The 15,652-nt window shown below is 58.7% G+C and carries 9 protein-coding genes; all 9 read right to left on the bottom strand.

Annotated features, from left to right (window positions below):
- Positions 1–3: 3 nt before the first annotated feature.
- Positions 4–2,085, bottom strand: a complete 2,082-nt coding sequence (locus DENOEST_RS17535; RefSeq protein ID WP_170228288.1) for a PQQ-dependent dehydrogenase, methanol/ethanol family — start codon at positions 2,083–2,085, stop codon at positions 4–6.
- 30 nt (positions 2,086–2,115) lie between these two features.
- Positions 2,116–3,720 carry an FAD-dependent oxidoreductase gene (locus DENOEST_RS17530; protein ID WP_145771944.1) on the bottom strand — a complete coding sequence of 535 codons (1,605 nt, stop codon included), beginning with the start codon at positions 3,718–3,720 and terminating at the stop codon, positions 2,116–2,118.
- Between the two features lie 97 nt (positions 3,721–3,817).
- Positions 3,818–5,347, bottom strand: coding sequence for an FAD-dependent oxidoreductase (locus DENOEST_RS17525; RefSeq protein WP_170228287.1), 1,530 nt, complete (start codon positions 5,345–5,347; stop codon positions 3,818–3,820).
- A 4-nt stretch (positions 5,348–5,351) separates the two neighbouring features.
- Positions 5,352–7,634, bottom strand: coding sequence for an arylsulfatase (locus DENOEST_RS17520; protein WP_145771942.1), 2,283 nt, complete (start codon positions 7,632–7,634; stop codon positions 5,352–5,354).
- A gap of 122 nt (positions 7,635–7,756) precedes the next feature.
- Positions 7,757–10,045 (bottom strand): TonB-dependent receptor, encoded by a 2,289-nt coding sequence (locus tag DENOEST_RS17515; RefSeq protein ID WP_145771941.1) that lies wholly within the window; start codon positions 10,043–10,045, stop codon positions 7,757–7,759.
- A gap of 131 nt (positions 10,046–10,176) precedes the next feature.
- Positions 10,177–11,757, bottom strand: a complete 1,581-nt coding sequence (locus DENOEST_RS17510; RefSeq protein ID WP_145771940.1) for an FAD-dependent oxidoreductase — start codon at positions 11,755–11,757, stop codon at positions 10,177–10,179.
- A 42-nt stretch (positions 11,758–11,799) separates the two neighbouring features.
- On the bottom strand, positions 11,800–12,489 hold the full coding sequence (locus tag DENOEST_RS17505; protein WP_145771939.1) for a hypothetical protein: 690 nt from the start codon (positions 12,487–12,489) through the stop codon (positions 11,800–11,802).
- Between the two features lie 83 nt (positions 12,490–12,572).
- On the bottom strand, positions 12,573–13,739 hold the full coding sequence (locus DENOEST_RS17500) for a helix-turn-helix transcriptional regulator (protein ID WP_145771938.1): 1,167 nt from the start codon (positions 13,737–13,739) through the stop codon (positions 12,573–12,575).
- Positions 13,740–13,941: 202 nt separating this feature from the next.
- Positions 13,942–15,621, bottom strand: a complete 1,680-nt coding sequence (locus DENOEST_RS17495; RefSeq protein ID WP_145771937.1) for an FAD-binding protein — start codon at positions 15,619–15,621, stop codon at positions 13,942–13,944.
- Between the last annotated feature and the right edge of the window lie 31 nt (positions 15,622–15,652).

Below are 15,652 nucleotides of genomic sequence, written 5' to 3'. Positions count from 1 at the left end.
TTGCTAGGGATGGCCCTGCGCGAGGGACTCTCGCGCCCGAGCACGTAGATAGTGGCGGATGGCGATCAAATCCTTTTCAGTGATGTCGTCAAACATGGGCATGCCTCGGCTGCGCAATGCTCCTTGCTGGACTACTTGACGCAATGCATCGAGGGACATTGGAATTGGTGAAGCACGCAGATCCGGAATGTAACCTCCGGACACCGCAGCCGCACCATGACATGTTTGGCACAATCGGCCATAGGCTTTGGCTCCGACTTCTACTTTTTCTGGCTCCGGTGTAAAACTCAGGTCATCCAAAGGAATGGGCTTGGCTGGACGAGGTGGGCTTGGGAGATCGGCCTTGCCATCTATGGCAAAGGTTAGTAGCCGTCGGGGCTGCTCACGCCCGGACCACCAGCCTGATGTTTTATCTTCAACAATAGGCTTCATGGGAATACCCCTTAACCAACCGGCCAGGATGGAAACGTATTGCCGTCCATCGACGATATAGGTGATGGGTGGTGAGAGCGTGCCTACTCCTAATTCGAAGGCTCCCAGTTCTTTCCCATTATCTGCGGCGTAGATCCGCAGCTTGCCATCGGCATTAGCTTGAAATACTAAATTACCCGCACTAGTCGTTACACCGCTGTTGTAACCCCAAGGGGTTGGTACGCGCCAAACCGATCGCTGTGTAACAGGATTCCAGGCAAGTAGATATGACTCTACCGGATCGGGTGGGCCAGGTTTACCTTTTCCCGAAGCCAGGCCGGAGCTAAAGGAAAAACCTGCGGGGTGCTTCCAGCTTCCAAGGTCTACGCCCTGATCATTGTAATAAGTCGATGACTCCCACACAGGGACATAGACTAAGCCTGTATTGGGATTGAAGGCCATTGGGTACCAACTGTGGGCACCCTTATTTCCTGGCCATACTGTAGCTTCTCCATTCGGGTAGCGAGCCTCGGGGTTTTCCACCGGCCGGCCGGTGGCGAGGTCGATCCTCTCGGCCCAGGTGACCTTGGCGATCTTCTCGGCGGAGATCAGCTTGCCGGTTTCCCGGTCGATGACGTAGAAGAAGCCGTTCTTCGGCGCGTGCAGCATCACCTTCCTCGCCTTGCCCTCGATCGTCAGGTCCGCCAGCACCATGTCCATGGCCGAGTTGTAGTCCCAGGTCTCGCCGGGATTGGTCTGGTAATGCCAGACGTACTCGCCGGTGTCGGCGTCCAGGGCGACGACGGAGCAGAGGAACAGGTTGTCGCCGCCGCCGGGGCTGCGGATCTTCTGGTTCCAGGGGGCGCCGTTGCCCGTGCCCAGGTAGATGCGGTTGAACTCCGGGTCGTAGGTCATGGCGTTCCAGACGGTGCCGCCACCGCCGTGTTTCCACCACTCGCCGGTCCAGGTCTTGGCGGCCATTTCCATCGCCTTGTTTTCGAAGCCATCGGCCGGATTGCCGGGGACGGTGTAAAAGCGCCAACGCTGGACACCGGTCTCGGCATCGTAGGCGGTGACGTAGCCCCGTACCGGGCCGTAGTCCGCACCGCCGTGGCCGATGACCACCAGGCCATTGAAGACCTTGGGGGCGCCGGTAATGTAGCGGTTGTCATTCTTGCCGACGGTCATGGTGCTCCACGCAAGCTTGCCAGTCTTGGCGTCCACGGCAATCAAACGGCCATCAACGGTTCCGGCGTAGACCCGCCCTCTCCAGAATGCTAGGCCACGAATCCCCCATGATCCCCGCATCTTGTGGCCTGCTAATTTAGTGGCCTCTGAGTCATAACGCCAGAGTAGTTTTCCGGTTCGGGCATCCACTGCATGAACAACCGTGTAGCCTGCTGCGAAGTAAATCACCCCGTCGACTGCTAGAGGGACCGTTGTGACGCTATGTGTATCAGGCAGGTCCAAAGTCCAAATCAAACCAAGCCGCCCTACGTTATGTTCGTTGATCTGCGTTAAGGGACTGTATCGCTGTTCGTCGAAGGTACGACCATAGCCCGCCCAGTTCGCCCCGCTGGGTTCTCGAGCCAGCAGTTCGTTATCTACCACTGTAGCGGCTCTTGAGAAGCCGCCGTACGCAATCATCATGACCATGATCAGCCAGATGCTCACACTTTGAATCATGTTCAAACCCCTTAATCTCTAAGCGATGTACTGGGCTAGTTCTTGCCCTGCAATATAGGCAAATGTCAGCGCCGGCCCCAAAGTGCCGCCACCGCCGCCATAGCTGGCCCCAGGAGAGCCCACACCGGTCGTATTGCCTGAGGCATAGAGCCGGGCAATAGGCCGATTGAAAACATCGATGACCCGGGCCCGCCCATCAACGCGTAAGCCACCACAAGTACCCATGTCCGCCGGACTAACTTCTGCCCCATAGAAGGGGCCTTGCATTGCCAGAGGTTTAAGCGTGACGCTAGGATCAGAGCGTCCGCGGCGGTCGTAATAGCCTTCACCTCGATGGAAGTATGGATCGAGACCTTGAGCAGCATGATTATTGAAATCCGCCACTGTAGCTTCAAGACCTTTAGGGTCAATGCCCAGTTTGGCTCCCAGTTCAGCTAGGGTAGATGCAGTCACCGCCCACTTCGGCAAAGGTTCGTTCTTGCTGGCACCAAAAAGTACCGAGCTTTCACGGAGAGATTGGTCGCAAATGTGAAAGGCGGGAATATTTCGATAGCTAAGATCCCCCCAGTTTTCCAAGGTTTGGAAGGTGCGCCAACGTGAATCGTAATCACCCGCCTCGTTACAGAAACGATCTCCATGGCGGTTCACCAAAATTCCACCAGGTGCTCCCCCGGGATGCATTAAGGGAATACTGCCCCGGTACTTGCCGTTGGCCTTGGCATCGGCTGTGTAAACTGAAGTACCCCAGACTTCATTCATATTACGCAAATCGCCCCCCAGGGCCATACCCATATGGATGCCATCTCCAGTATTGGTTTCGCAGCCCAGGGTATAAGGCGAGGGGCCCCGCAGGAAATGACGCTTCATCTCCTCGTTGCGCTCAAACCCACCAGAAGCCATCAGCACGCCTCGGCGGGCGCGGATGCGCAAGGGCTGGCTTTCATGTCCGGCCTCGACACCGATCACTTCTTTGCCTTGGGGCGTATCCCGGGCAACCAGCTGCCGGGCCGGCGTTCCGGTCAATATTTCCACGCCTCGTGCTTGCAGCGCCTCCAACAGACCCTCTATCAATAGGCCTCCGGCCCGCTCGGTGCCCGGGCGCACTGGTTCTACCGAGCGACCGCGAACATTGGAACCGGCCCACTCCGGATGGTAGTCGCCTATCGGCCCCATTAGCTGGGAGACCCGCCAGCGCAACTTGGTATGCCGCTCCACATAGTCCAACATCTCTCCGCCCCGGTTCAGGAAGGCCAGGATCAGTTCTTCATCGGCCTGGCCCTGGGCCAGATGATGCAGATAAGCCAGCGCATCCGCCCGGTTGTCCTGGATTCCCTCCCGGGCCTGCACCGGATTAAGAGGAATCCATACCACGCCGCCGGAGACCAGTGTGGTGCCGCCAGTACCGGGGTGCTTCTCCAGTACCAGCACCTTGAGACCGGCATCAGCTGCCACCAGTGCACCCACCAGACCAGTACCGGAGCCGACCACCACCACATCTACTTCCTTATCCCAGTGATCGGTACGGGAGACTTCCGCATTTGCCGGCAATACGGCGGCAGCCATCGCTGCCGAGATACCTTGCATGACTTCCCTGCGGGATAGGTTTCTGGATTTGCTCATCATTACAATCTCTCTATTTATATGGCGTCCCAGATGCAGGTAGCGATTCCTGTTGAAAGCTATCCCACGCAGGCAAGAAAAGATTTTTATTGAGGTGGATTTATGTCCGGTTGCGGGCCGCCCCAATGCCAGCGATGCGGCCGAAGGTGATGCACTCACCCAGATTCAAGCCACTGGAATAATAGTAAGGGCAAGGAATCCCTGCGCTGACCCTGCCCACTGCATAGAGCTTGGGGATGGTTTTTCCCTCCGTATCCAACACCTCAGCCCCGGGTGTCGTGTGTACGCCGCCAAGGGTGAAGAAGCTGACACGGGATTTGCCCACGGAAGCATTGATAGCCGTGAACGGTCCTTGGGACAGGGGCCTGAGATGCTCCAATGCCTTGTGAAAAAGGGGATCCTGCCCCTTAGTCGCATACGTGTTGTAGGTATCCAAGGTCTGCTGCAGCGCTGGTGCAGGAATCCCCAGCAGCCCCTCGAGATCTGCGATGGATGCAGCCTGGGCGGCTATTGCATCGGGAATTACGGTGCTGGCGCCATCGTCCATGATTGTGCGGTCTACGATCAGATAAGCGATGCCGTGCTGTTCCCTCACGATCGCATCGCCCACTCGCCCCGAATAGGAGTCCTCGGATATGAAACGCTGGCCCTGGGCATTGACCAAAACCCCTTGCCTCCGTGATGCCGGGTGGTAGAAATACCAGCCGGCTCCTGCGGAACCCATGCGCCGAACAGCGGCACCCACGGACTGAGCCGCACGAATACCCCAGCCATCATTCCATTTAAGATCAGTAGGTGTGCAGCCAAGATAGATGGGTGCATGCTCGGAAACCATTTCCTTGTTATGAGCGAAGCCCCCAGTAGCGAGGATCAGGCCGCGCCGTGCCCTGAAGGAAAAGCTACGCCCATCAATGGTCGCTACCACCCCTTGGACTACACCATCGTGACCTCTGACGATGCGCCGGGCGACAGCGTTCAACGGGGTTGCCGCACCAGCGCTACGAGCCCCATCCAGCAGGCGTTTCTGTATCCAGGCGCCGCCGCCCCGATAAAGACTCTTGGATCCTGGCACATCAGGAATGTGACCCCGAGGCACCGGGCGGATCATTTCCCGCCAGGGGTAGACCTTTTCGCTCCCCGAATATTCGAGGGACAGATTGTCGGGAGCATTGGAAAAGGGCACACCTAGGGAGACAAGCCAGTCGTAATTGGCCACGCTGCGCTCTACGAAGACCCGGATCCGCCCCGTATCAGGATCGGGACCGGTGGATGCCAGCAGATATTTCATCATCGCCTCGGGGGTGTCCTCGATCTGGCAGGCCTTCTGCAAGCCTGTGCCACCCCCCATGTAGATGATGGTTCCATGGGATGCGTTGGCTGCGGCGCCACCACTGTCGAGCACCAGGACTACGGCACCTGACCGGGCCGCCTCATAGGCGGCGCTCGCGCCGGCCAAGCCACAGCCAACGACGATGACATCGAACTCCCGATCCCAATGTTGCCTGGCCTCTCCCGCGAGGGATTCTGAGGTGCCGAGGATTCCCAACACTCCTCCTGTGGTGGCGATACCGTTACCGAGTAGTCGCCGCCTGCCAGGATTTTCCAGCACAGTCGAAGAAGGTTTCGTCATGGTTTTATTTAGGTGCGAAGTCAAATATGACCTGATCGATGTTGCCGGTGAAGGCATTGTCTTCGCCATATTCGCTGGTTACCCGGCTACCCTCGTCGAGACCTACACTGAAGGCGTCGCTGCCCTGATACATGCGAGGGACGAGCTGTTTAATGGCACCTGAAGCGATGGTGTCGCTGCCGGCCAGGAGGGTCACCTTGGCGCCGCCTGTCGACATTTTGCGGAATTCAACACGAAGGTGAACCTTACCGGCTGCCAATGGCTTTTCAGCACGGATAAAGGTGCTCTCGGTGCCGAGGAAGTTGTAGCAGAACACGGGCCGACCTCGATCCAGATAAAGAGCGTAGCCACCGGCTGCACCGCCGTCGGCAACGATCACCCCGTTACCACCGCCTGCAGGAAGCGCGACATCCGCATCCAGGTTGTAGGTGCCCATGGACCCGGTCGGTGGCGCCGCTCCACCACCGAGCAGGCGGCGAATTTCCCCGGATCGATAGACGAACCAATAGTCGCGGGCTTCCAGGCTGGTTTTGATTCTCGTGCGTTCATAGGAGGCAAAGTCGGGCGTGAGGGGGTAGACGTGGTTGCGTTTTGCCTCCTGGTCGAACAGCGCCTGCAACTGCGCGAGCTTGGCCGGATTCTTTGTTGCGAGATTCTCTTGCTCATTGAAGTCCCGTTCGACGTTGTACAACTCCCAGACATCTTTATCAAAGGGGGAAAGGTTGTTGTTGTACTGCCAGGGTTCCTTGCGATGCACGACCACGGCCTTCCAGCCGTTGGCCACGATTCCCCGATTGCCAAAAAGCTCGAAATACTGGGTCGGATGACGGGTTGGGGTGGCGGGCTGGGTGAATGCGTAGCGCATGCTGACGCCATCGATTGGCTGTTGCTTCACACCGTCGATTACCGATGGTGGCTCCACTCCTACCAGATCCAGAAGGGTCGGCATGATGTCATTGAGGTGATGGAATTGGCCGCGAACCTCTCCCCGCCTCTGGATGCCTGCCGGCCAGGAGACAATCATCGGCTCCCGCACGCCACCGTAGTGGACCTGGGTCTTGTAGTAGCGGAATGGTGTGTTGCCCGCCACGGCCCAGCCCGCCGGATATTCCGGGTAGGTGGCGGGGCCGCCCCAGTCCTCAAGATGCTTGAGGTTTTCTTCCGTGCTGGTCTGTAGCCCATTGCTGAAGCGCCATTCGTTGAAGGCGCCTTTCATTCCTCCGCCAGCACTGGCCCCATTGTCGGACGTTACGATGATGATCGTGTTGTCGAGCTGCCCCATCCGCCGTAACTCGGCAATGATGCGTCCGAATTCATGGTCGGCATGGGTAAGCTGGCCGGCCATGGCTTCCATGGAACGGCTGGCGACGCGACGCTCATCGGTATTGAGGGAATTCCAGGTGGGAATGTTGGCGGGCCAGGGTGGCAGGCTCACGTCCTGCGGAATCAGACCTTGCGCTTTCTGCCTAGCCAGAGTCTCTTGCCGCATTTTTTCCCAACCGGCGTCGAAACGTCCGCGATAGCGGTCGATGTATTCGCGGGGTGCGTGATGGGGGGCATGGGAGGCTCCGGAAGCCCAGTAGAGTAAAAAGGGCTGGTCCGGCCTGGCGCCTTTTTGCTGATGGATGAGTTCGATGGCCTTGTCGGCGAGATCAGTAGTCAGGAAATAGTCAGACCGGCCCTTCGCAGGCTCGACCGGCGTGTGGTCGCTCCAGAGAATGGGATGAAAATGATCCATGTCAGCATAGAGAAAGCCGTAGAAGCGGTCGAAGCCCTGGCCACTGGGCCAATGCTCATAAGGGCCTGCCGGATTGATTTCGGTCATCGGCAGCTGATCCCATTTGCCCAAGGCCCAGGTGGCATAGCCATTCATTTGGAGAATCCGGGCCATGCTGCCGGCGCTGGATGGAATCTTGGCCGTGTATCCCTCGTCGTCCGAACGAAATCCGGCATGGTTGCCGAGGGAAACCGCGTGATGGTTGCGGCCGGTGAGTAGGGCGGCACGGGACGGAGAACAAAGTGCCGTCGAGTGGAAATTGTTGAAGCGCAGTCCATTGGAGGCAAGGGCGTCAAGGGTCGGTGTTTCCACTGGACCGCCAAAGACGCCCGGCTGACCGAAGCCGACGTCATCCATCAGCCAGATCAGGATATTAGGACGCTTGGCCGGACTTTGCGGCGATTGGGTGTCCGCCGCGAAACACGCATTGCCGAAAAGAACCAGGCAGGTGCACAGCAAGGACAAACCCGTGAAAAGACGGAGTTGGGAAAGCAGGGGGGCAGTTTTCATCGGTCTTTCGCTATTCGAGGAGATGGTGAAGTGTCGGCGGCTCCATGCCACTTGCCGATCGACGGGGAAGCGCAGATGGAGGCAGGGACGGGATGATCTCCGATCCCTGCACGATCAACGTTTCACCACTTGTAGTTCACGGAGATTCCGTAGGTTCTCGGTTCCTGCCAGTTGGCGGTCATTGATGTGCCGACATCGATTTTCTGGATCGGATTCTTCTCATCGGTCAAATTTTTGATCCAGATCGAAACATCCGCCTTACCAGGCCCCCCGACCGGAATGTCGGCCAGCAGCAGGCGCGCATTCAGGTTTCGAATGGCGGGTAGGTCATCGAGTCCCACCACATAGCTCCCGCCTGCATTGGCTGCAGTCAGGCTCTTGTTGACCGCGTACAAGTTCATCTTGGCGGTGTAGGTATAGTCAAGGATGGCGCGCAGAGTTCCCCACGCAGTCCTGGCTAGGCGGCCGTCCAAAGTCAGGTTGAAGGTGTGCTTGGGCGCATAGGGGGGAAGCCGGTTACCGGCAGTGTCGATCAGAGGTCTACCAGCAATGTTGAGGGCATTGTCGATATATTCGTCAAACTTGGCGTCGAGATAGCCATAATTTCCCTGTAATCTCCAACCGTCCGTCAACTGGAAGGCGCCTTCCAGTTCAATGCCCTTGTACGTAGCTTTACCTGCGTTAGTCAACACCGAAACACTGGTGCCGGGAAGCAGTTGGGTGATGTGGAGATCGGTAAGCTTGTTCCGGAAGTAAGCTGCACTAACCTGGGCACGGTTATCCAGGAGCGATGATTTCACGCCTACTTCCATGGATAGCGAGCGTTCAGGATTGAAGGGGGTCCTGAGCGCAGCGATATTGGTATTCTCGGCGCTGAATCCCCCGCTCTTGAATCCTCTCGCGACGCGGGCATAAAGATTGGTGGTTTCGGTCATCTTGTAGCCCAGAGCGGCTACTGGCGTGTTTGCGCTCCAGGATGCGTCATAGGATGTCATGGGCACGACTTCCGCGACAAAGGGGCCGTCATACCCGGAAGTGCGGAAACGGTGGGTCCAGCCGCTCTTCTTCTCTGTGGTGTGGCGCATGCCGAATGTCGCGGTCAGGGCTTCCGTTACTTTGTAGTCGAGTTGGCCGAACCAAGCCTTGGCGTCGGTCTTGACACCATAGTCGCTATGCATCATAGGTAAGCCGAACACGCTGAAATCCTGCGGCCCCAGTGTCGTGCCATCATCCTTGAAGGAATACAGGCCGAGAACATAGTTCATACGCTCGGTGTTGCCAATCCATTGCAGCTCGTGGGAGTCGGATTTGTATTTCGTATGCCGCTGATAATATCGCGCCGCGCCCACGCTGGTGGTAGGCGACGTGGCCACCGAAAGCAAGTCAGTACCACTGCCGGAGTTGCCGTCGTCGTAATCCATGTCACGTTTCGCATAGATGTACTTGATCTCATTTTTCTGGTTGAGCTGATGGCTAACGGTTAGGGCATGGCCGTCTGTCTTGATGCGTTCAAAAATAGGATAGCCGGCAGGCGAGCCGGCAGACTTGGGTCGGTCCGTTGTTACGAAGCCTTCCAGTGCAGTGCGTAAGGCTCCCGCAGCCGGTGTTCCCGCCCATCCCCTTAGACTGTAAAGGCTGTTAACCGGTGGTGTACCATCAGTTTCCGAATGATCGAATTTGTAGTCGACCTTGGTGTGGTTGCTGATGTCCATCCTGGCCGCCAGTTGGAAGGCCTCCTTGTCACGCTTGCCGAAGTCGCCTACTCCGGACGTAGTGTTTTTCACCCAGCCATCCTGATCCTCCTTGCGGTAGCCAAGCTTGATGCTAAAAAGGCCCATTTTCGGCAGGTCGATGACGGCCTTTTCCACAGTGCGCCCGTAGTTGCCGACCTCGAGTCCCACCGTACCGCCGAATTCGCCGGAAGGTTTGCGGGAGATGAAATTCACAGCGCCACCCTCGGTGTTACGTCCGAACAAGGTACCTTGCGGCCCCCGCAGTACCTCAACCCGTTCCAGATCGATGATGTCGAAGATGCCTCCCTGGGCCTTGCCTATATAGACGCCGTCCACGTAAGTGCCGATCGGCGGGTCCATCCAGATGGCCGGCTGGCCGGTCACGCTACCGCGAATAGCGATGGTGGTGATGGAATTGCTACTAGGGTTGTTGCGAAACATCAGGTTCGGCGCCAGTGAATTGAGGCCGCTTACGCCGTCGATGCCTCGTGTTTCCAGTTGGGCGCCGGAAATTGCTGTGATAGAAATAGGTACATCCTGAAGTTTTTCCTGGCGTTTCTGGGCAGTGACCACCACCTCCTCCAGCCTAGTCTCAGAACGAGCGCCGTCGGAAAAAGCGGTTGCCACGAGGATGGATAGCAGGCGTACGGCGTATTTCTGAACCACGGTCTTCTGCATTTTTTTCTCCTTGATATTGATATGTGTGCTGCGCCGGATTACTGATGCATGGTGCTGTGCTGTGTGGCGATGCTCCTCCACGACCCAGGCAGTCCTAGCCTGCGAATTTCTTTCGATGTTTTCCGTGAGGTTTATCGGAGTGGATGGGTACTATCCACGCTGTTCTTTGCTGCCGATCTCCCCGCCAAACGACCGAAGAAGGTGCCTTCCCCAATCTGGATGCCGCTGGTGCCGCAGGACTGGGCGCTTAGACAGGAGGTGGCTCGGCCGGCCGCATAGAGACCGGGGATCGGACAGCCGTCCATGTCCAGCACCTCTCCACTTGGACGGGTGTGCAGGCCGCCAAGGGTGAAGGCGCTGTAGGGGGCGCCCCCCGCGAGGCCGCAATCAAAGGCTGCGTAAGGCCCCTTATCCAGGGGTTTGAGATGTTCTGCCTGCTTTCCGAACAAAGGATCTCGCCCTTGCGCAGCATGAAAATTGTAGGTTTCCACCGTATCCTGGAGGCAGAACTGGGGCAGGCCCAGCTCGATCTCCAATTCCTCGATGGTTTCGGCGGCGGCAACCAAGCGCACGCCGGGAAACCGGGGCTTGTCATAGATATTGTTGTCCACGATCAGGTACATGCGGCTGTTCTCGTGGAGTACGGCGAATTCGCCGATGCGCTTGTGGTTGACGTCCTCATTGATGAAGCGCTGGCCGTGTTCATTGACCAGGATGCCCTTGATGAATTTCAGAGGCATCAGGACCGGGCAGGTATAAGCGATGGCATTCATGTTGATGCACTCGCCACCGGCGGCCTGGCCGAGCTGGATGCCGCTTCCGTCGTCGGTACCGCAGCCCAGGGGGGGCAGTGGACGAGCCTGGGGTGCGTAACGGGCCACCATGACCGGATTGTAAATAAAGCCACCCGTGGTCAGGATAACGCCACGTCTGGCCCGGTAATGGCGCAACTCTCCAGCGATTTTCGCCGCGCAGCCGACCACGCGGCCCCGGGCCGACTTGATCAAGGCGACGCAGCGTGCATCCATTACCCGCTCGGCGCCGGCGACGAGCAGTGCCTGCTGCATCTTTTCCATCAGCAGCCGGCCGCCGGTGCTGCTTCCCTCGATTTCCGGCTTGTGCCCGCGGGGTGCGGGCCGGGCCAGGGTGTTGTAGGGGTGGGTTTTCTCGCTGCCTGAGTACCAGAGGCAGTCGTCGGTCCAGGGTTCGAAATTGTGCTGCCAGTAAGAATGCTTGAACGGCACCCCCAGCGCCGAGACCCACTGAAAATGCTCCAGACTGCCATCGCAGTAGAGGCGGATTTTTTCCAGGTCCGGTGCGATTCCCGTAGAGGCGGCCAGGTACTTGAACATCTCCTCGGCGTTGTCCTCGAAGCCGTTGGCCCGCTGCACGGGCGTTCCGCCGCCGAAATAGAAGTTTCCGCCCGACATGGCTGAAGTGCCGCCGCCGCCGCTGGTCCACTCCAGCACCAGGGTATGGGCGCCGGCGCGTGCCGCCTCGATGGCGGCGGCCGCACCGGCGCAGCCCAGACCGATGACCAGAACCTCCGTTTCCCCGTCCCAGCGGGGAACGCTTCCCTCGGCGATTATCCGCGGCGTTGTTGCAGGAATCGCAGCCCCAGTGTTGCCGGCCTTGGCCTCGGGCAGCAACTCTAGGGCCGCAGTGGCGGCTACACCCTTGAGGATGTTGCGCCGTCTTTTGTCATTGCTCATGACACTCTCCAGGAGACGCCGTTGATCGGGGCCATGGAAGGTTCAATCCCAGGCCAACGCATACATTTCATAGGTCTGGAGATTCCGCTCCTTGTTGAGATAGCCCTTGCCGACGACCTGGGTGCGATTAAGCCAGCGATACTTCTCAACGGCATCATCGACCTCGATGCGCCCCGACATGATCACCGGATGCTTGCCCTCCATGTGCAGTGGCATGTCCGTCCGCACCAAATAGTCGAGGAACAATTTGATTCCATCGGCATCCTCAAGCAGCACACGGACGTTCACCTGTGCCACGCTCGGCCCCTTCTGGTAGGTTCCGTTCGCCCAGAGGCTCTTGAGCTTGAACAGCTCACAGTTCCATTCCACGCGTTTCATCTCGGTTGCAGACCGATTCCAGATCGGTCCATTGAAGCTCCAGGAGCCGGCGGTATGCAGGGCCAACGTCCCGAGCGGCTTGAGTTTCAGTCCCATGTCCTGGCTCCTTCCATCGCCTTCCTTTGCTTCAGCCGGTTTGACTAGCCCGGTGGCGGTACCCAGCAGGGCAATGGGAGCCACGCCCAACAGCGTCGCGCTGATCGCACGCCTTCTGCCCGGACTTTTCACTTCCATGTTGATTGCCCTTAAAAAGTTGATAGATGTCGGGGGATGCGGTGTGCGCCAAATCCCGGTACGTGTGTGCACATCATGAGAACGTACGGACGCCGCAACAACACCCATATGGGTGTACATGGGAAGCATCCCGACAGAAGCGGCCTCAAATAAGCTGATTCAGATTTCGTTACCGGAACCTTGTCCGGTGTGGTGACCGCAGCTCAGAGGGCCGCGATGGTGTCGAGCAGGATGCTGACCAGATGGGATTGGCGTGTGGCGCCGGTCTTGCTGAAAATGCTTTTCAACCTGGATTTTGCCGTGTTGCGGGTGATGCCCAGTGCCGAGCAGGCCTCGTTGATATTGTTGCCCGCGGCGAGGGAGGCGCACAATGTGGCCTCCGCCGGAGTGAGATTGAACAGCTTGCTCAAGGTGTCCTGGGAAGGGCATGTCTTCTGCTCCGGGTCCCGCAGAAAAACCTCGACTGCTGGCCGGCGCTTGCCATCCCCCCGTTCCACCCGGGGGATGGATTTGATGAGCACGCTCAAATTCTGGTGACCAGCTTTTCTGGGCATGAAGACGGCCTCGGTCACCGACGGGATTGGCCGCTTCCTGTCTTCGAGTGCCTTGTTCAACAGGACCTGAAGGCGCCGCCCCTGGGTGGTGGGGCTTACCTGCAGGCTGCCTTCCTGTTCCCATATGCCGTCGCGCCGGGACAGTATTTCCGCGGCCACGTCGTTGCGGGTCATGATCTTCCCGGTATCGTCCAGCAGGATGGAGCCCAGCTGAATCCGGTTCAGGGTATTGGCGTAGAGCTTGCGTTCGGTATCAATCTGACAAAGCCGGAAATACAGTTGTACGGACCGCTTGAAATGGGAAACCAGCAACTGCAGCAGCGCTTTGTTTTCCGCAGTGAATGGGCCGGCATCCGGGGACCGGCAGACCCGTATCCGGCATTCTGTTTCATCATCGGTATAGAAGTCGGCGCCCATGGCATAGCGGATATCCCTGGGAACGTAATACTCATGATAGAAATCACCGTTGAGGAAGGTTTCTTCGCCCAGCCATTCTTCCACCGTTAATACTTGCTCGGGTGGAAGGTGGCGGAAAGTGTCGAGGAAATAGTAGTAGAAACTCCCATAGATGTTGCTGGATATCCGTGTCCCCCGGCTGTTGGAGTTAATTGCGAAGGCTGGTTCATCCATGGAGGCCGGACGCAGCACCACGCCCGTTGCATTGCTGTGGAGCCGGCGCCGCAGCCAGTCGAGGATGCTGAACCAAGGGACGGGCTCCAATAGACCTTCATAGACCAAGCCGACCAGCGCAGCCAGAGCGTTCTGGTCGGAGAGGTCAGCGTCTATGGGCAATGAATCGGGTTCGGCGTTGCTCATGGTCAAGATCAGGACGGCAGAAGTTCCTGTGGATTTCGGCACGGAAAAGCCAACTTGATTTTGCAGCAAATTTTGTCCCCTGTGACATCGCCGTTGGGAGTTTTAAGGCGAACGGCCGAAGGCCGCCTTGGCGGCCCCTCCAGGATTCAGGGCGCGGGAGAGGGCCTGATCAGCCTTTTCCCCTGGAATTGGATTGGAAGGGTTAGACCTGCGCCAGGTGATTGACTGCCCGATAGCCAAATACCATCCCGGGACCGATAGTGCCCCCGGCGCCACCATAGACCCGACCCAGGGGAGCCGCGGCGTTGTTGCCGATGCAGTAGAGCCCAGAAATGGGTGTTCCCCCCTGATCGAGTACCTGGGCGTCCTCGGTAACCGCAGGCCCCCCCCTGGTGCCTGTGTCGCCGGCATCCAGGCGTACCGCATAGTAGGGTCCCTGGTCGATGGCGACCAGGCAGGGATTGGGCTTGATGCCGCAGATAGACCAATAGCGGTCGTAGGCGCTCTCCCCTCGGTGAAAATCCAGATCCACGCCAGTTTTGGCATAAGCGTTGTTCTTCCGCACGGAATCCATCAGTCCTTCGGGATCGACACCGATCTGGCGCGCCAGACCCTCCAGGGTGTTGTCCTTGAAGACGAAATCGCCGAACCATTCCGGAGGCACCTTGCTGTCTGGCATTGCCGAGGCGGGCAGGAGGGGGCCAATGGGACAATTCTTGCGATACTTGGCGTCAAAGACCATCCAGGCCGGGATACAGCCTCCGTTCCTGGCGTGATCGGCATACATGGCATCGACAAAGCGGTCGTAGGAGATGGTTTCGTTGACGAAGCGCCGTCCCTGCTGGTTGACGATGACGCTGCCACCGAAACCCCGCTCCGCGAAAATGGCCTGCTGCCCTTGCTGGGGAGCCTCAGGCGCGCGCACCGTGGGTGTTCCCCAGATCATGTGCATATTGTCGAGCCTGGCGCCGATCGCCTCGGCAGCGCGGATGGTGTCGCCGGTGTTGAGGCCTTTCGGCGTGCAGGCCCACTCCTGGCGGCTGGGTTGGGGAAGGTATTTGTCACGCATCTCCTGATTCCGCTCGAATCCGCCGGCGGCCAGGATTACGCCGCGTTGTGCGCGCAAGGTGATCGGGCGGCCTTCCCGACGGGCGATGACACCCACGACCCGGCCATCCTCACGGATCAGCGATTCCAGAGGGCAGTTGAGCCAGAGCGGGATATCGCGCGCCAGCATGGCGTGGCGCAGGCCACCGATCAGGGCATTGCCCAGGCACAGCCGCCGGTCCCGCTTGGTCTTGAAGCGCCAGGGCAGATCCAGGTAGTAACGAAACAATATCTTCAGCACGATCCAGAGCCAGCCCGGAGCTTTGGTGGCCATGACATTGGACTCCGGGATCGTCATGCCGATCCCCATCAGGGTCACGCCGGGATGGGAGGGCCGCAGTTTGTGGATTTCCTCCCCCAGCAACGCGCCGTCAAAGGGCACCGGTTCCATGGCCCGCCCCATGTCCAGGGCGCACGGCACGTCCGGATAGTAGTCGGCGTAGCCGGTGCTGACCTGGTAGCGCAGCGCTGTCTTGTCGTTGACGAAACGGATCATCTCCTTGGCGGAATCCAGGTAAGCGCGAATCTTGCTGTCCGTCGTGGTGCCGGCGGCAGCGGTTTTCATGTAAGTGAAGGCCGATTCGTAGCTGTCCTCGACCGCGCCGTTCAGGGGAATCCAGAGGGCGCCACCCGAGGTGGCGGAGGTGCCGCCGTACTGGTCGCTCTTTTCGATCACCAGTACCTTCATACCCAGATCGTGGGCTCTCACCGCGGAGAGCAGGGCTCCACCGCCAGACCCCACCACGATCACATCGTATTCGTTGTCTTCAGCCATCGATTGATTCCTCCAGGTTTGTGGTCATTGT

The organism is Denitratisoma oestradiolicum (assembly GCF_902813185.1).
GTDB classification, from domain to species: Bacteria; Pseudomonadota; Gammaproteobacteria; order Burkholderiales; family Rhodocyclaceae; genus Denitratisoma; species Denitratisoma oestradiolicum.
Note: the sequence above shows the minus strand (reverse complement) of the source record. Positions and strands in the feature narration are given on the sequence as shown.

Excerpts from the sequence above, each read along its gene's own strand:
- DENOEST_RS17530 (WP_145771944.1), bottom strand. The coding sequence starts at position 3,720 with ATGATGAGCAAATCCAGAAACCTATCCCGCAGGGAAGTCATGCAAGGT.
- DENOEST_RS17525 (WP_170228287.1), bottom strand. The coding sequence starts at position 5,347 with ATGACGAAACCTTCTTCGACTGTGCTGGAAAATCCTGGCAGGCGGCGA.
- DENOEST_RS17495 (WP_145771937.1), bottom strand. The coding sequence starts at position 15,621 with ATGGCTGAAGACAACGAATACGATGTGATCGTGGTGGGGTCTGGCGGT.
- DENOEST_RS17520 (WP_145771942.1), bottom strand. The coding sequence starts at position 7,634 with ATGAAAACTGCCCCCCTGCTTTCCCAACTCCGTCTTTTCACGGGTTTG.
- DENOEST_RS17515 (WP_145771941.1), bottom strand. The coding sequence starts at position 10,045 with ATGCAGAAGACCGTGGTTCAGAAATACGCCGTACGCCTGCTATCCATC.
- DENOEST_RS17510 (WP_145771940.1), bottom strand. The coding sequence starts at position 11,757 with ATGAGCAATGACAAAAGACGGCGCAACATCCTCAAGGGTGTAGCCGCC.
- DENOEST_RS17505 (WP_145771939.1), bottom strand. The coding sequence starts at position 12,489 with ATGTACACCCATATGGGTGTTGTTGCGGCGTCCGTACGTTCTCATGAT.
- DENOEST_RS17500 (WP_145771938.1), bottom strand. The coding sequence starts at position 13,739 with ATGAGCAACGCCGAACCCGATTCATTGCCCATAGACGCTGACCTCTCC.